The 23,041-nt window shown below is 41.9% G+C and carries 17 protein-coding genes; 11 read left to right on the top strand and 6 right to left on the bottom strand.

Annotated features, from left to right (window positions below):
- Positions 1-183: 183 nt before the first annotated feature.
- The 5 genes from BLV50_RS07295 to BLV50_RS07275 form a co-directional block, all read right to left on the bottom strand.
- On the bottom strand, positions 184-780 hold the full coding sequence (locus BLV50_RS07295; protein ID WP_072733079.1) for a class I SAM-dependent methyltransferase: 597 nt from the start codon (positions 778-780) through the stop codon (positions 184-186).
- A gap of 35 nt (positions 781-815) precedes the next feature.
- A complete protein-coding gene (locus tag BLV50_RS07290; RefSeq protein WP_072733077.1) occupies positions 816-1,922 on the bottom strand; it encodes a sensor histidine kinase in 1,107 nt (368 codons plus the stop codon).
- Complete coding sequence (locus BLV50_RS07285) at positions 1,909-2,589, bottom strand: response regulator transcription factor (protein WP_079693707.1); 681 nt, start codon at positions 2,587-2,589, stop codon at positions 1,909-1,911. The genes BLV50_RS07290 and BLV50_RS07285 overlap by 14 nt, the downstream gene beginning before the upstream one ends.
- Before the next feature lie 88 nt (positions 2,590-2,677).
- Positions 2,678-3,244 carry a class I SAM-dependent methyltransferase gene (locus BLV50_RS07280; protein WP_072733075.1) on the bottom strand — a complete coding sequence of 189 codons (567 nt, stop codon included), beginning with the start codon at positions 3,242-3,244 and terminating at the stop codon, positions 2,678-2,680.
- 45 nt (positions 3,245-3,289) lie between these two features.
- Positions 3,290-3,793: a DedA family protein gene (locus BLV50_RS07275; protein ID WP_063563743.1), complete on the bottom strand. Its 504-nt coding sequence runs from the start codon at positions 3,791-3,793 to the stop codon at positions 3,290-3,292.
- A 320-nt stretch (positions 3,794-4,113) separates the two neighbouring features.
- Between BLV50_RS07275 and BLV50_RS07270 the strand changes: the two genes are divergently transcribed.
- Complete coding sequence (locus BLV50_RS07270) at positions 4,114-4,587, top strand: HIT family protein (RefSeq protein ID WP_072733517.1); 474 nt, start codon at positions 4,114-4,116, stop codon at positions 4,585-4,587.
- Positions 4,588-4,827: 240 nt separating this feature from the next.
- On the opposite strand, the gene BLV50_RS07265 is transcribed toward BLV50_RS07270, so the two are convergent.
- Positions 4,828-6,126: a hypothetical protein gene (locus BLV50_RS07265; RefSeq protein WP_063563745.1), complete on the bottom strand. Its 1,299-nt coding sequence runs from the start codon at positions 6,124-6,126 to the stop codon at positions 4,828-4,830.
- Between the two features lie 1,080 nt (positions 6,127-7,206).
- Here BLV50_RS07265 and BLV50_RS07255 point away from each other — a divergent pair.
- From BLV50_RS07255 to BLV50_RS07210, 10 genes are all read left to right on the top strand, one after another.
- On the top strand, positions 7,207-8,709 hold the full coding sequence (locus BLV50_RS07255) for an alpha/beta hydrolase family protein (RefSeq protein WP_072733072.1): 1,503 nt from the start codon (positions 7,207-7,209) through the stop codon (positions 8,707-8,709).
- Positions 8,710-8,828: 119 nt separating this feature from the next.
- A complete protein-coding gene (locus BLV50_RS07250; protein ID WP_170867799.1) occupies positions 8,829-9,149 on the top strand; it encodes a hypothetical protein in 321 nt (106 codons plus the stop codon).
- A 585-nt stretch (positions 9,150-9,734) separates the two neighbouring features.
- Positions 9,735-11,444, top strand: coding sequence for a sensor histidine kinase (locus BLV50_RS07245; RefSeq protein WP_256337883.1), 1,710 nt, complete (start codon positions 9,735-9,737; stop codon positions 11,442-11,444).
- The gene (locus tag BLV50_RS07240) at positions 11,441-13,099 is read left to right on the top strand and encodes a response regulator (RefSeq protein WP_072733069.1); all 1,659 of its coding nucleotides are present in this window, start codon (positions 11,441-11,443) and stop codon (positions 13,097-13,099) included. The genes BLV50_RS07245 and BLV50_RS07240 overlap by 4 nt, the downstream gene beginning before the upstream one ends.
- Positions 13,100-13,270: 171 nt before the next feature.
- Positions 13,271-14,635, top strand: coding sequence for an ABC transporter substrate-binding protein (locus BLV50_RS07235; protein ID WP_090806726.1), 1,365 nt, complete (start codon positions 13,271-13,273; stop codon positions 14,633-14,635).
- A gap of 79 nt (positions 14,636-14,714) precedes the next feature.
- Positions 14,715-15,617, top strand: a complete 903-nt coding sequence (locus BLV50_RS07230; RefSeq protein ID WP_063563752.1) for a carbohydrate ABC transporter permease — start codon at positions 14,715-14,717, stop codon at positions 15,615-15,617.
- Between the two features lie 13 nt (positions 15,618-15,630).
- Entirely contained in the window at positions 15,631-16,458 is an 828-nt protein-coding gene (locus tag BLV50_RS07225; protein ID WP_063563753.1) for a carbohydrate ABC transporter permease, read from the top strand.
- A gap of 32 nt (positions 16,459-16,490) precedes the next feature.
- Entirely contained in the window at positions 16,491-17,492 is a 1,002-nt protein-coding gene (locus BLV50_RS07220) for a glycoside hydrolase family 130 protein (RefSeq protein ID WP_072733066.1), read from the top strand.
- 17 nt (positions 17,493-17,509) lie between these two features.
- Positions 17,510-20,563: a glycosyl hydrolase gene (locus BLV50_RS07215; RefSeq protein ID WP_177031134.1), complete on the top strand. Its 3,054-nt coding sequence runs from the start codon at positions 17,510-17,512 to the stop codon at positions 20,561-20,563.
- A 255-nt stretch (positions 20,564-20,818) separates the two neighbouring features.
- Positions 20,819-22,939: a galactose-binding domain-containing protein gene (locus tag BLV50_RS07210; RefSeq protein WP_240321321.1), complete on the top strand. Its 2,121-nt coding sequence runs from the start codon at positions 20,819-20,821 to the stop codon at positions 22,937-22,939.
- Positions 22,940-23,041: the final 102 nt, after the last annotated feature.

Below are 23,041 nucleotides of genomic sequence, written 5' to 3'. Positions count from 1 at the left end.
TGCGTCCCAACAAGCGGGGAAGCTACGGCACTCTATTCAAGATGAAACTGGACCCGTCCGGAGAAGTGAATAAAAGCTTTTACCAAAATCGAGCTTGAGCCGGGCGGAAACGCAGAATCGTCTTCGAGCTTGAAGAGAGAGAGACTTCTCATTTTTTTTTCACATCACTTCGTATGGTTATGGTTAGTATACTGATTCCCTCGTTTCACTGTGTCCTTCATCTTTCTTTTTGCGACAAGTATAGACAAAAACAGGAGGGAAGCTGAGGGGCACAAATTTAATTCTCTCAATATCGAATAAATCAGCCAATCGTTTCTTCATATGAAGTGAGTACTGGTACAACACTAACATCCCTCCAGGTCGAAGCGCTGTATGCATCTGTGAAAGGATGTTTTGTTTCATTTCTCTGGAAAAATTAAAAAATGGTAGTCCGCAAATGATACTATCCAACTGATGCACATGTTCATGATTGATCCTTTTCAAAAGATAGGATGCATTCGAATGGAACATGAATTCAGGATATGTTTTCTTCAGATTACTCCTCATTTTGGGGTCTCTCTCAAATAAAAACACGATTGAAGATTTCGGTAATTTGGCTCTCATAAGACGTGTGATAACACCTGTTCCTGGCCCCAGTTCTGCAATGGTTTTAACTTCTTCCCATTGTACAGACTGGACGATTTTATGGGCTAGAAATTTGGAACTGGGCAGGACACTTCCTACTCGTTTGGGGTTCTTTAAGAATCCTTGCAGGAAAAGAAACGGTTCGGATGTTTTCAATGCGGGTATCCTCCATTGTTGAATTCAATAATGTTTCACTTGATGTTGGCAGGCAAGCTTAACTGGAACGTAAATACGTTATGCGTATGTTGAAGCGTTAAGGTACCCTGATGTAACTCCGCAATATTTCTTGCAATCGAAAGACCCAAACCAGACCCCGTTTGAATACCTTCGCTGCTTCTTGAATAATCAACCTTATAAAATCGATCAAACAGCTTACTTTTTTGCTCTATTGTGAGCGGCTCACCTTTATTTTCGACTTTAATGATAATGTACTCATGACGCATACTCATTCGAATATGAATCGCACCAGGTTTCACAGAATACTTCAGGGCGTTCATAAGAAGATTATCGATGGCCCGAGCAATCTTATCACTATCCACGCAGGCCATGATTGGGGAATCGCCAATCTCTTTCTCAATATGAATTCCATTCTCCTGAGCTAAAGGTTCAAATTCAAACAGCAACTGGTCCAATAGCTGATATAGGTCAACCTTTTTCAAATCCAATTGGGTATCTACTGAGGTTAGACGTGTGTATTCAAATAAGTCATCGAGCAGCTTCTTTAAATGCGTTGCTTTGTTATAGGTGTTCTGGATGAAGCGGTCATACTCTGCTTTGTCTTGAAATGATTCTGTTCTTAGAAGCTCAATGTAGCCGATGATGCTGGTAAGCGGTGTGCGCAGGTCATGTGAGATCCCCGTGATCATGTCCATCTTGGATTTCTCCAGCTCGCGCTCCTTAACCATCTGCAGCTGCAACTGTTCAGTCATGTGATTAATGTTGGAAGCGACTCGCCCAAGTTCATCTTGTCGATTAACGGGCACCCGGTAGTCCAGATTTCCTTCTGAAATGAATTGCAATCCTTGCTCCAATGTAATGAGATCTCGTACAATTTTTCGTGTGGAAAATAAAAAAATTAACGTGAAAATTACGATGAAGATTGGTGTTAGAACATAAGGAAAAATGTAGAGAAGTGATGGCCATTCAAATCTTTCACTAATTTTTGCGGCTCCTATGATCAACATATTATTTACACCCACAGAGCCAACAAACGAAATTAATAAACTGATCAACATTCGATATAGGATGTTAATCTGTATCTTTTTTTTAAACTGTGGCAATCGTCTAATCAAGTTTATAACCCACTCCCCATACCGTTTTAATATACTGAGGTTCTCGTGGATTCACTTCCAGTTTCTCTCGCAGATTGCGAATATGGACCATAACCGTATTATCCGAATACCCGTAAGGTTCTTTCCATACAGTTTCGTAGATCTTTTCGGAGCTAAATACTTGTCCAGGATGGCTTGCAAGCAGCACCAGAATGGAAAACTCCAGTGGAGTTAGTGGAATGTCATTCTCCTTTAACTTCACGGAATGTTTACTTGTATCAATGACAAGGTCCTTGATCAGGATAAGTGAATTGAATTCTGCTTTGCCAATCAGTGTTTGGCGTCGTAGCTGAGCCTTAACGCGAGCTAGTAATTCTAACGGATTAAACGGTTTGACCATGTAATCGTCAGCCCCGGTAGTCAGGCCTGTAATTTTATCTATGTCCTCTTCTTTGGCGGATAGCATAATAATGGGAGAGGTTGATACTTCTCTTATTTTGAAGCAGGCTTTGATTCCGTCCATAATGGGCATCATGACATCCAGTATAACGAGCTGGACCGATGTAGTTTTGATAATATTTAGTGCTTCTTCACCATTGGCGGCTTCAATGACCTGATATCCTTCGTTACGTAAATAGACATGAATGACATCACGGATGTCGGGTTCATCATCAACAATGAGAACGGTACTCACAATCCAACACTCCTTTTAGACTGTTTTAAATAAAATTTTAAATCCTTATAAAGAGGATAATATCAGTGTAAACCATAGCCTGAGTTGTTTAAATTGTTTCCTTTTTGCGACAGACATAAACGAAGGCAGGAGGGACATTCAAGGGCACTAATTCTATCTTTTCGATGATAAACTTTTCGGATAGTGTTTTTTTCATTTGAAGTGAATATTGAAAGGCGATAAATAACCCCTCGGGTTTGAGCGCCTTATGGATCTGGTCTACCAACGTATTCCTTAATTCAGATTCAAAGTTGAAGAAAGGCAACCCGCTAAATACACAGTCCAGTTGCTCAACGCCCTCTTGCTTCATGGATTCCACTAATCGAGAGGCATCTGGATAACAGGGGAATGAAGGGTATTCAGTCTTCAGATTATTCCTCATCGTCTCGTTCATCTCAAACAATAACACTTGGGTCGAATCTTGTGCCTGTTGATGAATATAACGAGTGATGGCACCTGTGCCCGATCCGAGTTCGGCGACTGCTTTTACGTCAAGCCAAGGCGCTTGGTTCACCATTTTGTTAGCGAGAAACCGGGAACTGGGTATGATGCTGCCAACATGTTTTGGGCTTTGAAGAAAGCTTTTCAGAAATAAAATAGGTTCATTGGAATTCATGTTTATGGTTCCTCCGTATATGTGATGGTAATTTATCAAAATCGATCAAAATTTTAATAAATGAAGCATTGATAGAATGGGAGCGCCGAAGTAGATTCCCGCTGTAAAATACGTTATGGTCCAAAGCAAAGCACTGGAATATGAAATGAGAGCAAATTTCCGATATTGAACGCCGCTCAGTCCAATGACCAGAGGGAGAACATATCGCACGATTGGAATGAATAAACCGATGCACATCGCCCAATTGCCACTCTTATTCAGAATCAGTTCAGCCTTAACGAAGTGTTTATTATGTTGAAATTTGTGTTTTATCTTGGGCCCAAATAACTTCCCTGCAAAATAAGCAAAGGTAATGGCGGTTAATAGTCCTGTTAAAATGCAGAAGTATGTGATACATGAGCTGATAACACCCGTGTGACTCAAAATAGCACCACTGATAATCGTGATCTCATTCGGAATTGGAATGCCAAATGGCCCTAATGAGAAGGCAAAATAAAAAATCAGATATCCATACTGATGTAGTAGCTCTAAGATCGTATTACTGATCATTGTTTTGCCTCCTCTCTTGTCGATATAGAAATCATAATGAAAAAAACTAAGGAATTAATAAGCATAATTCTGAAGAAAATCTAAAGATTACATAATCAAAGCGATACAACTACGGTACGTTCAAGACAAAAAAGCCTTGCCAACTTACTGGCAAGACTTGATAAGGTGGATATATTCAGGAGTGGTGATCAAATGAGCCGGGCATACCGGAATAAAAGCGAGCTCAGATTGATTATCAATGTTGAGGATAACGCAACGAACAAAAGTTGCCTGCGTCTAATAGCTAGTTGGAAAAATATGAGAGGAGTGGAATGAGAAAGATGACAGCATTATTTTCACATAAGCCCGAAGGTTACGAATGTCCATTTTGTCGTGTTTGGGGTATCGAGCGACCTAACCAGGGGACAAAACAAAGGAATATCATCTATCAGAATGAAAAGGTAACGGCTTTTATAGCGAGCAAATGGTGGCCAAACAATAAAGGACATGTTCTTGTTGTTCCGAATCAACATTTCGAGAACATCTTTGACCTCCCTGCGGATTACGCTGTTGAAATTCACCGCGCGGCGCAGCTTACAGCATTTGCAATGAAAAGTACATATGGATGTAAAGGGATTTCTACGCGCCAACATAATGAGCCTGCTGGCAATCAAGACGTGTGGCATTATCATCTCCATGTTTACCCTAGATATGTGAATGATCAACTTTATCTGTCAAAGGGTTCTCCATCCGATCCAGATGAACGCGATTTCTATGCTGATAAGTTGCGTTCTTGGATAAAGAAAAACATTTAAGATCTAGGATAGGATGATAACTCTAGTGGGAAATGAATCTAAGATTACGTGGGCCCTACAAGAGAAAAATAAGGTTGTTTCAGTAAGCTAACAGGAAACGACATCTCAATAAAACTAATGAGCAGTCTGCAGTTCTGCAGGCTGCTCATTTGATAAAAAAAGAAACGATGTATGACTTCGCTCCTGGAGAGGGGCTAGGCATAAATCGTTATAATGGGGGATTACTCCAGCCTACATATGCTACTCTAGAACGTATTTGGCAATGGTTTCACTCATGTGGATATAGAATGTATTTGCATCGTGAAAACGAACATCGGCTTGGTGAAAAAGTGCGTCATCGATTACAAAAGAGTTTTTTATTTTTAGTGTATTAGAGTCCAGAATATAGTAGGCGGCTTTCTTAGGCTCCGGTTTAGATGAATCATACCAAGCTTGTGTTTTGTCGACGGCTCCGAAGACAATGCTCTGATCATTTAGTCGTTGTAACAGTCCTTGTGCAGGTAAATCAGTAAACGTCTTGGTCGCAATCAATTGATTGTTAGTATTGTACAGACTAAGCTTATTTTTCTCTTGAATCAGAAAGTTATTTCCTAAGGATACGTAAAAAGAATCGTACATATTATGCGCATACGTTGTACCGAAAACGGCATCCTGTGCTGGCTTAGGCAATGGTCTGATCCATTTTTGTTCCCCGTTAGGCTTGTAGCCGTGCAAGGTTTCCACTTCCATCTTTGCATCGTAAATGGGAACAATCACAGTTCCGCCACTTAGAACTTCAAAGTCAGCATGCACAATATTGACGTGATCCTGCGGTTGGACAGCGGAAATAATCTTCTTTCCTGTAGGAATGGAGTAAATATCAATTGTCGTCGTGTTTCTCGGAGCATCAGAATTTAACAATCCGACGTAGTTCCCCTGAATATGTCGTACGTGGCCAGGAAACTCCCTTTTGATAAGCGGCTTGCCTTCCTTTGTATAAAGAGTAATCACACTGGTGTCTTTTGTGAAAGTAACCACGGCTATGCGCCCATCTTCTAGGACATTGAATTGAAAGTGCTCTTTGAATGTTTTGACCCAGCGTGGCTTGTTATTTGAATCCAGAGAGATCAACTGGTATACCTTCTTGTTACCGGAATTTACCTCATCGAAGTAGTAGACGTCACCGCTCTGATCTATTTCAAACGAATTGTAGAGCATAGGCGATTTATGAATCCACTTCTGTTTTCCAGTTTTGTCGTCTATCGCTAATAAGGAGTGTACGGATTTAGTTTTGCCGGTAGAGCGATCTGACTGATACAAGAATGTATATGCAGTTTGAGAGTTAGTCTGTTCTGACACGATAGGGTAGACGATATTTCCTGTGAAATAATAGTTCTTACTATGTATTTGGGTTGTCGTATCGGTAGGTACGTCATAGGTCCACTCTGGCTTTGGAAGTTGCTTGTAATCAGAAGCGAGAGTGGGGACAGGGGCTAAGGAAATAGTAAGGAACGCTGTTAGAGTAGTGATTAGAAATGTACGTTTGGTGATCCTTTTCATGATATGAGGTCCTCCTAGTCACGATGTAATAGCTGATATTCTTCTGAAAATTGGATGATCTTGTCTGGTTTATAGCTTCTCGCCACATCAATGGGAGATTTACCTCTTAAATCAGTGACATGGATATCTGCTCCGCGATCTATTAAGTACATCTAAATATCTACTGGTTCTTTGCATGGAACCACCTGTTTGGAATAGTTCCATAATACAGCTAAAATCTTAAGCGAAAACTATAAACCCTACAATGTTTTTTTACATCCCTCCTTACTTTTGGTAAAATTAACCTTTAAATTATAACATATAACATATAATGTACATGCTTCCCAATCCGAAACAAAAAGTGGTGATGATTTAAAAGAGGAGGGCAATGCAAAATGGAATTCAAATTTGGGGACGTTTCTATTCTTCTCCCCCCTTTATACATTACAATTGTCGGAATCATTATTTTTTTCTTTTTAGTAAGGTGGAGCAAGCAATTAGAAACAAGATGTTTTACAGTTTTCTTTTACTTTTTGATCAGTACTTCCATTATTCCAATTTTTTCTCGTTATACAACAGAAGGTGTCTTTCAGCTGTGGATTCCCTTAGGATTTATAGTGATCTTTCTGTACTTGTTTCGCAGCAAAAGATATCATCCATCTAAAATGAAAGCGAGTATTTTAGGACTTTCCGTAGCAATATACCAGTTAATTCTTCAATACTTCGGATAGATTTTGATAGATCTCCTCCACTATTCAGGCTCAAAAAAGCAATTTTGTAGCAATAATTCATACATTTTAATGGGATGGAGCGGTTGATTGCATGATTTCCGAATTGTGTATAAGTATATTGAAGAGAAAAAGGCATGGACTATCCTGTGTATGCTTGTCGCAGGACAAGAGCATTATTACATTCAAAGCCGCTAATTATAGCGGCTTTTTTTGATTTAAGTAACTAAGTTCCTATCCAAAGATGAGCACAGTTACAAGGTAGAATTACAAAATTGTAAGGTGAATGTAAGTGGAATCGATAGCTAAGGCCATCCTGGCAGGATAATATTGGAACAAACGAAAATAGAAAATTTTTAAAAGGAGAATCGAGATGAGGCTGTTTGAACTGTTGCTTTTATTGTCAAACATCGGCTTGTTTGCATTAACATTGTTATTAAAAAAAGGACGGCCCAGAATTCTGCTATTCGTTGCAAGCGGGATCGCCACTCTTTTATTGGTCATTCATTGGACGGTGGAAGGATACAGAGTTCAGCTATTTTTCTCATATTGCATAACGATCTTTTTTTTAGCCATTTCAGGTTATAGCTATTTTAGAAAAAACGGCCCCAAAAAAATCCCGCGATTCATGTTGGGTTCAGCTTATACCGCTATAGCGGTAATGCTGGTCGTAACAGCGGGTCTCATGTATGCTTTTCCAGTATTTAATCTACCTAAACCTACAGGCGAATTTAAGGTAGGAACGCAAACTTTTCATCTCGTGGATACTAATAGGGAAGAGATTTTCGACGAAGCCAGAGAGGGTAAGAGAGAGTTGATGGTTCAGGTATGGTATCCGGTTAAAGTTGGCACCAGCAAGTACGCTCCCTTTATTCCCGATACTCCAATTTTACGTTATATGGCCGCGAACTATGGCCTTCCTGAGTTTACTCTTCAGCACTTGAAGTACGTATCCAGTCATGCTTATTCGGGGGCCGAAGTCTCCTCGGCACAGACTTCATATCCGCTGATCCTTGCAAATCCCGGCTTTGGCTCGTCCAGGTTCCTCCATACGTCGCAAGCTGAGAATCTCGCGAGTCACGGATATATCGTGGCAGTGATCGATCACACCTACAATACAGTTGCAACCGAGTTTCCGGACGGTCGAATCACGACCAGCACAACCAACGACTTATTCTCTCCCGAAGATGATTACCGAACGGGAAGAGAAAATCGCGACAAGTTGGGAAAAGTGTTAACCGCCGATGTGGCGTTTACGCTGGACCAATTCGAGCTCATCCAATCGGGACAGATTCCAAGTCCTTTAAAAGGGAGGATTGATCTCGGTCATGTCGGGGTGTTCGGTCATTCCATCGGCGGAGCGACAGCCTACGACGCTTCTTACGATCCACGAATCACGGTCGGAATAGACTTGGATGGAGGGCTGTATCGACTGCGTGACAGCGATGATCTGCGAAAGCCGTTTTTGTTCATCAACTCTGAAAGTTATTTCGAAGAATTAAACAGGGTGATAAATAATCGGGTCTACACTGATGCAGAGCTTAACCGGATGGGATCAACAAGAGAGTGGATGGATCAAGTAACGGAAGATAAAAAGTTGGAGCTTGAACGGATGCGCGAAACGGTTGACGAAGGAGGACAAATCCTCTATATCGAAAATACAGAGCATTTGAATTTTACCGATGTACAGTTCATTTCTCCGGTTTTCAATATGCTGGGCATTACAGGAAAGATTGTGCCAGAAAGAGCGAACTCCGTTATCAATGCCTATATGCTGGATTTCTTCGATATGTATTTGAAGAATCAAGGCGGAATCTTAATGAAAGGACCGGACAGCCGTTTTCCGGAGGTGAAGTTCGTAACCTCGCTATTATAAATTACAAACAGGCTACCGATTTTGATATGCTATTACGTACAACTCTTCTTCTATGACCCAAAGTTTGCGATATAACCCCCATTAAGGCAGCAACGTTCACCAGAAAATGATTAGGGTAGGTGGCAACCATGTTTCGTGAGTTTTCACATGAAGATAGGGTCATATTTGAAGTAAAAGCCGAAGATTATAATTATGAGCAAATCATACAGGCAATCGACTACATCTGCCCAGATGAATATAGTGAAGCAGAAATTACGAGCTACTATGAATGTTTAAATTTTACGAAAGACCAAATTGAAGTTAATTTTAGTCATGTATTTGGAAGTCCAGAGCTATATCAATTTGAATTGTTTCCATATGGCTCTCATTCAGTAGAAAATTTGAGTCAATTAAGAGTGTGGTTACAAGTAATGGAGCAATATTTAAAACAATTAAAGTGATTAAAACCAACGTATGATGTGGTATTCATAAGGCTAACAACGTTGACCAAAAATAGAAGGATCATTTAGACAGACGATGATTTAAGGGAAGTGTCGAGAGACAAGAACATGATTCCATTGGAAGTCGCTATATAGCGGCTTTTTGTTATGGCTTAAGCCAATTGAGTGCGTGAAACGAACTAAACAAAAAATCTCCCTGATCGGCAAAACCTCAGCCCCCCTTAGTAAAATGATTATATCGGCGAGTCAAATAAATTTAAGTTGATATAAATTTTTTCTTCTTGCCAGCAAAAGAATTGAAACATATTAAACCGGAGCGTGGAATTGTTTAATTGATGATCCGAATGGAACAGTATATTTGTAATAAATCCGTATTGACATGAAGAATGTATTGCTAAATTGATATTTTAATGTAAAATGATTCGCAAATAGATAAGTTTAACTTCAGCAAGACTTCTTTTATTTACAAGAGAGGTTGATACCGAATTTATGAGACGACTTTGGGCAGAGCACATCACTGAAAAATTCAATCGTTTGATATACAGCAGTTCATTCAAACAGAGAATTCGCTTATCCATCATAACTATGATAACGCTTGCAATTGGGGCGGTAGGCCTGACAACCTACTGGATTGCATCCAAAGAGCTCCAGAAGAATGCATTTGAGACTAGTCAAGAAACCGTAAACAAAACCACTCAGATACTGGATGATAAATTAACGGGGATCTCCAACTCCATTCGTTCACTGACTTTTAGCTATGCCTTCAAAGATATGATGCTGGATGTACAGAGTAATGATATCTCCAATTACTATGTGCATTTGTCAGAGCTCCAATATGTGTTTTCACAGGTTTATTTCAACGAACCTCTAATCGAAAGTATACTTATTGCCACGCCCATTGGAGATTTTTATCCTATTTCACAAAGACGTTCTCAGACACAATCCTTTTATGAATCCAGTATGTATTTCGATATGATTGAGAATTATGGAGGAAAGTGGATAAAAGGGCATTCTGATAAGTTTTTTTCTGGTAATAAGCGTGCTATTTCATTTGTTACAAAGGGAACTCAAGAGAATGTCCCCAATACAAATGTATACATTGTCGTGAATGTAAATGAGAGTGGACTAATAGGACTGGTTAACAAACATTCTTCGAATGATGACAGCGACTATTTTGTAATCGATGCCAATGGCGAGGAAGTCATCCGAACTTCATGGTCATCCAGCCATAATCTAATGAAAGATAAACCTTTCTTGTACAATGTATCTGAGAGTAATATGGGCTCTTTCTTTCATAATTTTGATGAAACGGATTACCTAGTCAATTACACAAGATCAACAGTTGTCAAAGATTGGAGCTTATTCGGTATTCAACAGAAGGATAAACTGCTTGAACAAATGAACGGTGTAAAGCGCACAACCCTTTATATAATGCTTTTCTTTCTGCTGTTCACTAGCCTTTTATCCAATAAACTGACGGCGCTGTTGCTAAATCCTCTATACAAGCTTCAACGACTTATGCGCGAGGTAGAGAATAACCGCCTGAATGTTCGCTTTGCCAGCCGTTCGTCCGATGAAGTAGCTCAGGTCGGTTTTCAATTCAATCGCATGTTGGATGAAATCAACAGACTCATTGATGATGTAAGGTTGAGCGAATCCGGAAAACGTAAGGCCGAGATGAGAGCTTTAACTGCGCAAATGGAACCACACTTTTTGTATAACACTCTTAATACGATTTACTGCAAATCCGTTCTAGGGGAAAATGAGGAAGTCAATGAGATGATTCTCTCCTTGTCCCAGATGTTTCAGCTTGGCTTGAGTGGGGGGAAGGATTGGAACACGCTGCAGGATGAATTGTTGCACGCACAGCAGTATTGTTTAATTCAACAAAGATGCTATGAAGGACTGTTTGTGTTTGAAGTTACTGTACTTGATAAATCTGTGCTGAACAGCCTTTTGCCAAAGATTCTCTTGCAGCCAATTGTGGAAAATAGCATTCAACACGGCTTTAAGGACATTACTTTCGGAGGTCAGATTCATATACAGGTGGACAGACAAAACAATTGGGTTCATTTGATTATTGAGGATAACGGTGCAGGCATGGATGCGGCTATGGTAAGTCAAGCGATGTTGAAACCGCCTGTCTCCAAGAAGGGTTATGCTCTGAACAATATCGTGAATCGGCTCAACCTATTTTATGGAGAAGAAGCACGAATCGAACTTCACAGCAGTCCTGGCAAGGGATCGAGAACTGACATTTGGATTCCGATTAGAGAAGGAGAAGTTGAATCATGATAGAAGAACTCCAACGGATTAAATTATGCATCATTGATGATATTCGAAGTGTAGTCGATATGATTTCTCAGAAGCCGCCCTGGGAAGATCATCACATTGAAGTGGTTGGTACGGCACTCGATGGGGAGGAAGGCATTCGCCTAATCCAAGAGACCAAACCGGATATTGTTCTTACAGACATACGGATGCCCAAAAAGGATGGGCTGGCCATGACGCAAGAAATTCTCGTAAACGCTCCTTTTACGAAAATTGTCATTCTCAGCGCGTATACCGATTTCTCATTTACGAGACAAGCGATTCGATTAGGCGCATTTGATTTCGTAAAGAAACCATTCTCTATAGATGAAATCATTCAGGTCGTGTTGAAAGCAAAGGCAGCAATCGAAGAAGAATGGCGGGAGCAGAGCAAGGCGATAGAACTGAAGCAACATGTAAGAAAAAGCTTACCTGTATTGCAGCAGGAGTATTTGTCCTTGCTAGTTCATCATAGGACGAATGCTGTCGTAGCCTTTCAAAAATGGCAAACACTCGGCATTCAACTTGCTCCTCAGAATTTCAATCTTTTTATTGTGGAGCTAGACCGTTTTATGGACAAATATAAAGCACAACCCTCAAGGGAAGTGGAATTGATCAGATTCAGCCTTCGAAATATTTTGGAGGAAACTATCGCAGCTTTTAGCAGTGGTGTTGTTTTTAGTGAAGCGTTAAATCGGTTCATCTGTCTGATCAATTGTGAAGATATGAGAATCGCAGAGCAGATTTCTGAAGCATGCAGATTAAATATTTATCAATTCACGAACTCTACCATCTCCATCGGTATTGGTAGTTGTGTAACATCTATCGATGAATTACCGGATTCATATCAACTAGCCTTAAGTGCTCTGGCCTATCATTTTTATACAGATGGTAATGGTGTTAACAGTTATTCAAGTACATCCGATGATGAGAAAACCTTGCTTCATTATACTGCGTCCACGGAGCAGGAGTTTTTAATGGCTTTGCGCTCGGGCAATCGAGAAAAATGCCGACTTATTCTGGAGCAGATCTTTAATGATTTATTGCAGCGAGATCCTCTTCCCAAACCGCAACAAGTCGAAAACCTTTGTTATGAGCTGTCATCCAAGATATGTCGAGTCATGTTAGAACAATTTCCGCCTGATCGGGTGAAGAACCTTGAGAAGCAGTGGAACCATGTAAAGCGCACAGGTGTGGTTACATTTCAGATTATGCGGGATACGGTAAAAGAAATTTGTCTTGAAGCGTGTTCGTGGATTGAGCACGAGCGTTCGGATGAAACGACCAAGTTGATCTATCAGGCGAAGGATTATATATGTGCCAACTTGCATTTAAATTTATCACTTGATTTATGTGCAAAGCAGTTCAATTTAAGTCCCGGATATTTTTCGAATCTGTTCAAAAAAGTGCTAAATATTTCATTTCAGCGATTCGTAATCCATCAAAGAATGGAAAAAGCTAAAGAAATGCTAATCAATGATTATCAGGTACAGGAGATCGCTAGGGAATTGGGGTATGAGCATCGACGTTATTTTAGCGAAATTTTCAAGAAGCATACCAATATGACACCATCCGAATTCAAATTATATAGTACAGGGAAGATCAGTCCGCCTGTGGATCTGGCCTATGATCAATCATAACTCGAAAGATAGCCTTGTTTCCGAAAGTTTCGGATGCAGGGCTAGTTTTTTAATGACAGATTCATAAGAAAACCTGCCCTTGATGTGTGGTTTACCGCATTATGTAAACGATTACAAGAAACTATAATGAAGAAGAAAGAGAATAACAGATAAAAAGGGGAGGTAATACGAATGAAATTAAACAAGAAATTTCTTATGTCTGCACTGTGTATCGTGCTCACGGGAAGCCTAGCGGCTTGCAGTAGCCCTAAGTCCACAGATAAAGGAGCAAGCGCAGCTGCTAAAACCAAGATCACCTACTGGACTGGAGACCGCCATGATTCTGAGTTCGTGAAAGAAACGATCGATAAATTCAATGAAACCAATAAGGATAACATCGAAGTGGAACTGGTTATCAAGGGAGATGATTTCGATCAAGCGCTGGATATGTCTTTTCAGACCTCGGAACCACCGGATGTCATTCGTGTTAAAGAAAACACCATACAGACCTTCTATAAAAAAGGATTCCTAGCTCCAATTGACGAGTTTCTCACAGATAAAATGAAAGATACATTTCCTGTCATGGAGGATCTGAACAGCTTCGATGGAAAACGCTATAGCTTGCCGAACTATGGGACAACGATGCGTCTGATTTACAACAAAGAGCTTTTCGCCAAAGCAGGTATTGAACAACCTCCGACTACACTGAATGAGTTGGTTGAGGCAGCCAAGAAAATTACGCAAGTGGGTAAATCAAACGGAGCCTACGGTTTCGCACAGAATTTTAAAAATCCTTCCAGTGCCTTGGGCCGATCTGCCCGTGTTATTGCAGAAGTAAGTGGTTACGGCGGATATGGTTATGATTTTAAGACAGCTCGATATGACTATAGTGGCTTTAAACCCATCATGGAAGCATTTAAGCAAATCAAGGATGACGGAAGTATGTTGCCCGGTGTCGAATCGCTTGATATCGACCCATTGCGCGCCCAATTCGCTGAAGGGAAAATCGGGATGTACTTATCCTTTTCTGCTGAAGCGGGAGTCTACCAATCTCAATTTCCAGCTAAAATTGATTGGGCTGCAGCACCTGCACCATCCATTGACGGAAATTTCAATGGTGCTTCTGGGTTCTTAGGGGGCCAATGGTTGGCAATAAGTTCAGAGACCGAAAATAAGGAAGCAGCCTGGAAGTTCCTGGAGTATATGTATAATGAATCTGTTCTTCAACAATATCAAGAGAAAGGCTTTGGCATATCCATGGTCCCTTCAGTAAGTGCTGTTGCAGCGAAACCGGAAGTTAAAGGCATAGAAGGTTTCCTGCCGAACAAATACGACGGTGTCTGGCCGGTCTACCCTACAGTGCCGGTACACGGTATGAAATCTGACGATGCCTTCGTCAAGTACATTCTAAGCGGAGGTAATCTGGATACCATTATCAACGATTTGAATACTCGTTATAACGCTGCTTTGGATACAGCAATTGCGAGTGGAGAAGCGAAGGCCGAGCCTATTGCAGATTTCGATCCAGCGGAACTTGCAGGAAAATACGTAAAATAAAATAGAGGTGTTTAAAAAGGGTGGGGCACGCTCCATCCTTTCATTAAATCTTACAGAGATTGCAAGGAGTTGAGAGGATATGAATAAAGCAAAGAATCTAGCTTTTTCATACAGCTTTCTTTTGCCAAGCTATATTCTTACCATTGTTCTGGGCATCTACCCGATTATGTGGGCCATGAGATATATGTTCTACGATTACAAAGGGTTTGGGACTGCACGATTTGTAGGACTGGCAAATCTAGAACGCGTAATGACAGATCATCAGTTTTGGGATTCAGTATCCAACACGTTCGTTTATGCTGGAGGCAAGCTCCTGCTATCGATACCGCTCGCTCTGATATTGGCCGTTATCCTGAATTGGAAAATTAAAGGGAGAAATCTGCTGAGAGCTATTATATTTATGCCTACGATCATTAGTACAGCGGTTATGGCGGTCGTATTTTTCACCATTTTCAACTCGTATAATGGCATCCTCAATCAGTTCCTTCTGAAATATAAATTGATCGGCAGTGCTATAGATTGGCTGGGCGTTGATTATGCCATGCTGACGATCATCCTCGTTGCTGTATGGGGGGCGGTAGGCAATTATATGCTTTTGTTTCTAGCAGGGCTCCAAAATATTCCCGAAGATGTGTACGAGAGTTCTGCTCTGGATGGGGCAAACAAATTCCAACAATTTCGTTACATTACCATTCCAATGCTGGGCCCTGTCATGCAAATGATCATTATGCTAGCCATCATTAATGCGCTAAAAGGTTATGAGAGTATTATGGTGATGACTGATGGCGGGCCAATTGGAAAAACCAATGTCATGTTCTTATATGTATATAAATTATTTTTCCCGCCTGCGGGTTCCACGGCATCTACACAAATTCAAGAATTTGGCTATGGTAGTGCTGTCGCTTTTGTCACAGCTGTTATTGTTGGCATCATCACGATACTTTACTTTTATGGATCAAAACGGATGAGTCATAACGAATAAGGGAGGAACGTTCATGAGAATTGCATGGAATACCGTACTGTGGGCGTTTCTGTTAATAGTAGCATTTCTAACGCTGTTTCCTATAATTATCACTCTGCTCGGTTCCTTTAAAACGAATGCCGAACTTACTGCCGGAGCGACTTTTCTGCCAGCTATTTGGCAGTTCACCAACTATATCGAAGCGTGGAAACAGGCGAATTTTTCAACATACACACTAAATAGTGTATTTGTTGCCGTCGCGTCAACCATAGGAACATTAATTGTCTCGTCCATGGCAGCCTATGTCGTGAACAGAATGGACTTTATTGGCAAAAAACTATACGTCAGCATCCAGGCATTTACTATGTTTGTAGCGATCGGAGCAGTCGTTCTTCGACCTCAATTCGAGCTGATGATTAAACTTCATCTGCATAATACGCTGTGGGGCGTAATTCTGATTCTGATCAGCACACATGCTTCGGCATTCTTTATCCTGCTCAGCTTCATGAACGGAATTCCTAAAGAGCTTGATGAGGCTGCACGCATTGATGGGTGCTCTCCGGGCAGAACATTCTGGAGAATCATTATTCCGCTGCTTACGCCTGGGCTAGGAGTGTGTGCCTTGTTTGCCTTCCGGGGAGCGTGGAACGAATACCTGATTCCATTTGTGTTTACGCTCAGTAAACCCGAACTGCAGACATTGACCGTCGGACTAGCCAATTTGAAGTACGGAATCGCCGCTGCTTCACAGACACACTTCATGATGGCGGGGGCGTGTCTGTCCATTCTCCCGATCCTTATTGCTTATATTTTTGCTAACAAATCCTTTATGCAAATGACTGCGGGCTCCTTAAAGGGCTAGTGGTATTCTTAACATCATCAGGAGGAATGGAAATGAATTCACCTTATATCGGAAAACTCGCATCAAGTTCTGTAATTAAACGTTATCTGAATAACCCGATTCTAGATGCTTCTCGCGTCCCATATCCCACTGCACTTGTGTTCAATGCAGGCGTAACGAAATTCAATGGGAAATATGTGATGGTTTTTCGAAACGACTATGGGTCTTTGGAGCAGCAGACGATTGAGGCTCATCATACAACAGATCTTGGTGTTGCCTTCAGCGATGACGGAATTCATTGGGAGGTGCAACCGAAGCCGTGTTTTAAGCTACATGACCAAGAAATTATCCGTGCCTATGACCCAAGGCTTACCGTAATTGACGGACGCTGCTATATGTGTTTTGCCGTAGACACACAGCATGGCATCCGCGGTGGTGTGGCCGTTACCGACGATTTTGAAGAGTTTGATATTTTGAGCTTGTCGACACCGGATTTGCGAAATATGGTACTATTTCCGGAGAAAATTGGCGGGAAATTTATGAGGCTTGAACGGCCTTTCACAGTCTACAGCCGCGGGGGAGTCGACCGATTTGACATGTGGATTTCAGAATCCCCGGATTTGAGGTACTGGGGAAATTCTGACTTGCTGCTTGCTGTTGAAGATGTACCATTTGCCAATGATAAGATCGGCCCTGCAGCTCCCCCCATCAAGACAGAGCAGGGATGGCTTACTACATTTCATGCCGTTGATATTGACCCTACAAGAGGCAAGAACGGATGGGAAACGTCGTGGCAGAAACGGTATACAGCAGGCTTAATGTTGCTTGATTTGGAGAATCCCAAAAAAATAATCGGCATGTATCAGAATCCGCTGCTGACTCCAGAAGCTAGCTATGAGATTGAAGGAGGATTCCGTAACAATGTCATCTTCCCAGGCGGAATGGTACTCGAAGATGATGGTGAGGTTAAGATTTATTATGGTGCAGCAGACACGATTGAATGTCTCGCAACAGCCCATATTGATGATTTGATCCAGTTATGTCTGAAGGGTTAACAGGAGGGAATAAGACAATGACCATATGGGATCTCCTACAACATCCTCCTGCTGATTATCGTACGGTGCCATTTTGGTCCTGGAATGACGATCTAGATCACAATGAACTCGTACGGCAGATCGAAGAAATGCATAGTGCGGGAATCGGTGGTTTTTTTATACATGCCAGGGGAGGCCTTACTGTTCCTTACATGGGCAAAGAGTGGATGGAGGCTATACAGATCTGCATCAAGAAAAGTCAGGAACTTGGTATGGAAACATGGCTCTATGATGAAAATGGCTGGCCTAGTGGTTTTGCTGACGGAAAGGTGCCTGCACTTGGAGTGGCTTATCAACAGAAGCGGTTAGCTTATGAATGGGCTCCTTTTAATCGGGGGAATAGAGTGACAATTGCCTCCTATGTCCAGTCTGAGGAAGAATTGCATCTGCTTACTACTGGCGACACACGCAAACCTGACTTTCGAGTATATTACGAGTTGAATCCTTATTATATCGACACGTTAAGCAAAAAGGCTGTAGCTGCGTTCATTGATTCCACCTATAATGCTTACTGGGCGGAGTTCGGTGAACAATTCGGCTCTGTATTGAAAGGAATATTCACGGATGAACCGCAGTTTGGACGCGGAGATCTTCCGTGGTCGTTAGAACTCGAAGATGCCTTTCAGAACCAGCACGGGTATTCGCTACGTAAGGTACTTCCAGCTCTGTTCTTGGAAACGAAGGACTGCCGCAGGGTCAGGTATGATTATTGGTCATGTGTCACCACCTTGTTTACTGAGTCCTACGCCAAGCAAATTGGAGAGTGGTGCGAGCAAAGGGGATGGTTAGCTACGGGTCATGTTGTAGACGAGCAAACCCTTATGAGTCAAGCGACTTCAGTGGGCGATCCACTGCTCTTCTATGAATATTTGCAAATCCCCGGTTGTGACTGGCTTGGACGTTCTGTGAGTGAAGAGCCGGTTGTTCCTAAGCAAGTTAGCTCCGTTGTTCGCCAGTTGGGCAAAAAGCAAGCCATCACGGAGAGTTACGGCTGTTCCGGTTGGAATGTCAGCTTTCAGGATTTAAAGCGGATCGGGGAATGGCAATTTGTTCATGGAATGAATCTAATGTGTCAACACTTGCAAGCTTATACGCTGAGGGGACTTCGTAAACGGGATTATCCACCATCTTTGTTTTATCAGCAGCCTTGGTGGAGGTACTATTATCACTTTAATGATTACTTTGCCCGTTTGTCCATGCTCCTTGTTGAAGGAGTACGGCAAGCTGAGGTATTACTGCTTCATCCCATTCGAACAGCTTGGGTGGAACTGGAGGGTTCTAACTCATCACAGGTTGAGCAATATCATGAATCATTTGCACAGCTTTCTCGCTGGTTGTGCCAATCGTTTATCGAGCATGATTATGGAAGCGAGGGAATTATTGAACGTCATGGCAGAGTAGAGGGGAATCTTTTTGTTGTAGGAGAGATAGGTTACCGAGTTGTTGTCGTTCCACCGAGTGTGACCTTAAGCGAGATGACGGTGAAATTGCTCCATCAGTTTGTATTTCATGGAGGAAGCTTAGTTGTATTGGAACCCGTTCCGTTCCTCATCAATGGACAACCGGGTGAAGAAATCCGTCGTTTAGTGAATGGTGCAGTAAAACCCGATTGGAATCGCAACGCCTTGGTAGAATCTGTTTCCAGAACCGTTTCTCCATCGATCGCTATCGTTGACAGGGAAGGACTACCTATCGTATCGGACATGGTCAATATCCAGACGCTTAAGTTAGAAAATTCCTATCTCTATTACCTGGTGAATTCCGGAGAAAAGTGTTATCCAGATGTAGAGGTGACTCTCCCTCGAAGGGGTATAGTGTCCCTAATTGATTTGGAGAGTGGTGATATCAGGCCACTTAACTATACCAGGGTAGGTAACGGCGTCAAATTGAACATGACTCTGTATCCTACCCAATCCTATGTTATCAAACTAGTTCCGACGAAAGGTCAACTGGAAACGGATGAGGTAACTCTACTCCAAACAGACAATTCAGCTAGGTTCATTCAGGAACTAAGTGAGTTATGGGAAATTGACCATATCGATCACAATAGCTTGACGATGGACACTTGCAGGTACAGGCTGGAGAATGGTGATTGGTCGGAACCTAAGCCTATTATTTTTATTCAAGAAGAACTGCTTCAGATAGGATATCCTGTTCAAGTCGAATTGGAATTCGAATTTCAGATCGCCTTTGATCCTGCGCTCGTGCGGGAAATGCATCTGGTGATGGAAAATCCAGAGAAAGCGCAAATTCTTATTAATGACAGTAAGATAGCATCTCATAGCTGTGATTGGTGGAGAGATGTATCCTTCAAGAAAATTGATCTAAGTGGGTTCCTTCAGCATGGTCGAAATACCATCAGGTTAACATTGGATTTTTGGAATTCTGCTGAAACGTATGCAGCTATTGAACGTGCTCAAAGTTTTGAGTCTGAGGGAAATAAGCTGAAATTCGATACGGAACTTGAAAGCGTGTATCTAGTTGGACATTTTGCAGTGAAATCGGAATCTCCTTATAAAAATGGCGAGCATGGTGTTATATATACAGATGGTCCATTTATACTTGAAGAACTCCCTCATCAATATTCCTTGATAACTGATCTAGGTTGTCAGGGATTACCGTTCTTTGCAGGCAGTATTCAACTTGTGCAGAAGGTTGCAATACATTTTGAAGACAGTGTTTCACGGGTATGGCAATTCGGCTCACATCCGAATGCGATTGTCACAAGATTATCAATTAACGGACAAGAAGTTCGTACCTTTTTATGGGAACCCTATGAAGCAGATATTTCAGAATATCTCCAACAAGGAGAGAATCTGATTGAGCTGGAGCTGACCAGCAGTTGTAGAAACTTGCTTGGACCTCATCATCATGTGAAAGGTGAACCAATGAAGGTTGGCCCAGACAGTTTTAAAAATAGAGTCGGTTGGACGGATAGAGACCTAGACCCAGATATCAATTTGTATCAATCTCATTATGCTTTTGTTCGCTTTGGACTAAGTACATTACCACGGATAGTTATGATGACTTGAAAGAGCAAGAAGATACGTGGTCAGTTTGATCTTTATAAAAGGACATATGGTGTTAATTAATGATTCCCTTTCAGGGCAGATGCTCACATAATTAATGTGTGAAATCTGCCCTTTTTGTGGAGTTACCCTCATTATTCGATTTATAGATGCAGTTTATAATGATTGTGCTGGGAGAAATTGCATGCCGGCGGGATTGTAATTTCAGTCCAACTTAATTTGAAAGGGCTTTCAAAAAAAATAAAGGAGGCAAATGTGATGACAATGTTTAGAAAATTTTTATGCTCTACTCTGGGGGTGATGCTAGTTGCTACCATTTTTACACTTACCTCGAACGCCCAATCTGGAGTAGAAAATGCGGAAGAAACTCACTTGGCACCAGCAACGATTCGCACTTATCAACCATCAGTGCGCTATACTAACTCGGCTAATTATACGCTAAAAGCAAACGGGGTCGTTGTGCCAGTTGTCAAAGGATTTAGTGATTACGACTATGCTCATTTTTCCATGTCGGAAGGGCCTGTTACGTATGAATTAACGATTTTAAATACCGATAAAGTACATGAATATTCTATAAGTCCAAAGAAGCTCGGTATACAAGCTGAAAAGATAGAGGGAAGGACGATAACCTTCACAACACAATCTGACGAATACCTGATCGTGACAATGAATAATCGCCAAACACGCATGGTTATCGCTGCAGATCCGATGGAGAAGGATGTTCCCGCCTCAAACGGAGAAGGCATTTTTAATGTTACATCCGCTCCATATCATGTGGTGTCCTCAGGCACACCAGCAACCGGAGTAAGCACGAGAACGGCTTCCATTCAGCAAGCAATTAATGATGCCAGCCAATACGGAACCCTTCAAGGAGGCGGTAAACAGGGCATTGTCTATGTACCGGCCGGAACTTATTATATTGGTAATCTGGTATTAAAAAGTAATACTGCTGTCTACATGGAGCCTGGAGCAACGTTCATCGGTACAGGAAAGACAGTGGATTATACGGAGCACTGGTTTAAGGATTCCATGGGAAGGCCGGCTACCTGGTGGATCTCAACTGCATTTCAATCCGAAAATATTCGGATATATGGACGGGGTACGATTGATGGCAACGGGCAAGCCTTGCACGATGATAAGACTAGCAATGGTAAAGGAATGATCAATAATCTGGTTGTTCCCATTGCCACTTCCAATTTTGTCATGGATGGTATCCTTATACGGGAATCATCTGGCTGGGCCGTTGTTACGGTGCGCTCTAACGATCTGACCTTCACAAATTTGAAATTGTTCAATAGTCTGGGAATGGGCGAGAATGACGGCATTGATATTTGCGAATCCCAGGATGTAGTTGTACAAAATGCGATCGGTATTTCCTTGGATGATCCATTTTCTACGAAAGCCTGGAAAGCGGACACAGACATCGCTTCAGGTAAAGTTCCTTGGCCGGGGAATCCAGAACCGGTTCAAAACGTGTTATTCAAGGATACGATAGCGTGGACGTTATGTTATGGTTATAAGATTGGTCAAGGAGTTATGCAAGATCAATCTAATATTGTATTCAGAAACGGAGTCGTTTACAAAGCCGCAGTGGGCTTCGCTATTCATCATAAATATGGGACCGGAATCGTTAGTGATGTGAGGTTTGAATCAATGGATGTCGAGGACATCAGTGGAAGTAACGAAGACAATAGTGCCTGGATGACCCTGTTCACGGTTAATGGTGGCAACCATGGAGTGGGACCCATTCGAGGAGTCACAGTAAAAGATATTACGGTCCGTGACGCAGGGGAAAGCTTTGCCAAGATTAAAGGATTGGAAGGAGCCATGATTACTGATCTGACGTTTGAGAACGTCTACATGCCTGGTAGCAACACTCCTGCTCGTACGCTACAAGAGATGAATTTCCTAAATAAAGAGCATTACAGCGGAGTTACGATTAAGCCGGTTCAGAATACTGAGCCGCTTCCCTTAATTAATTTGGCGCTCCATCGCCCAGCGGTAGCTTCATCCAATGATGGAATTGAGAACACCGCACCGTATGTGACCGATGGAAACTTAACAACCCGCTTTGGTTCAAAGCGCGGGGTGGACCCAGGCTGGATTTATGTGGATCTCGGAGAAACTAAAAAGATCAATGAAGTCAGGTTGTACTGGGAAGCCGCGTACGGTAAAAGTTATCGCATACAGGTAGCCGATGCTCCAAACCAGGAGGCAAATTGGAGCGACGTTTATAGCACCACTAACGGCAAAGGTGGTTTAGAGAGGATTACTTTTAACGAAGTGGAAGCACGTTATGTTCGTATGTACGGGACTGTCCGAGCTACGATCTATGGGTATTCAATTTGGGAATTTGAGGTATACGGACCGACGCAATAACTCCTTCGAGTAGGATAGGACTAGAATGTCATTACTACGCTTTGGCCGTCTCCCGGAGTCTACCGGGGGACGGTTGTTTAGTTTCTTCTGAAGTAGATTCTG

The organism is Paenibacillus sp. 276b (assembly GCF_900107875.1).
Lineage (GTDB): Bacteria > Bacillota > Bacilli > Paenibacillales > Paenibacillaceae > Paenibacillus > Paenibacillus marchantiae.
This window is presented reverse-complemented; position numbering and strand designations above follow the sequence as displayed.

Bases quoted from the DNA above. Each gene is read 5' to 3' on its own strand.
- BLV50_RS07265 (WP_063563745.1), bottom strand. From the start codon at position 6,126: ATGAAAAGGATCACCAAACGTACATTTCTAATCACTACTCTAACAGCG.
- BLV50_RS07280 (WP_072733075.1), bottom strand. From the start codon at position 3,244: ATGAATTCCAATGAACCTATTTTATTTCTGAAAAGCTTTCTTCAAAGC.
- BLV50_RS07210 (WP_240321321.1), top strand. From the start codon at position 20,819: ATGACAATGTTTAGAAAATTTTTATGCTCTACTCTGGGGGTGATGCTA.
- BLV50_RS07240 (WP_072733069.1), top strand. From the start codon at position 11,441: ATGATAGAAGAACTCCAACGGATTAAATTATGCATCATTGATGATATT.
- BLV50_RS07275 (WP_063563743.1), bottom strand. From the start codon at position 3,793: ATGATCAGTAATACGATCTTAGAGCTACTACATCAGTATGGATATCTG.
- BLV50_RS07230 (WP_063563752.1), top strand. From the start codon at position 14,715: ATGAATAAAGCAAAGAATCTAGCTTTTTCATACAGCTTTCTTTTGCCA.
- BLV50_RS07235 (WP_090806726.1), top strand. From the start codon at position 13,271: ATGAAATTAAACAAGAAATTTCTTATGTCTGCACTGTGTATCGTGCTC.
- BLV50_RS07245 (WP_256337883.1), top strand. From the start codon at position 9,735: ATGATAACGCTTGCAATTGGGGCGGTAGGCCTGACAACCTACTGGATT.
- BLV50_RS07220 (WP_072733066.1), top strand. From the start codon at position 16,491: ATGAATTCACCTTATATCGGAAAACTCGCATCAAGTTCTGTAATTAAA.
- BLV50_RS07255 (WP_072733072.1), top strand. From the start codon at position 7,207: ATGAGGCTGTTTGAACTGTTGCTTTTATTGTCAAACATCGGCTTGTTT.
- BLV50_RS07215 (WP_177031134.1), top strand. From the start codon at position 17,510: ATGACCATATGGGATCTCCTACAACATCCTCCTGCTGATTATCGTACG.
- BLV50_RS07270 (WP_072733517.1), top strand. From the start codon at position 4,114: ATGACAGCATTATTTTCACATAAGCCCGAAGGTTACGAATGTCCATTT.
- BLV50_RS07225 (WP_063563753.1), top strand. From the start codon at position 15,631: ATGAGAATTGCATGGAATACCGTACTGTGGGCGTTTCTGTTAATAGTA.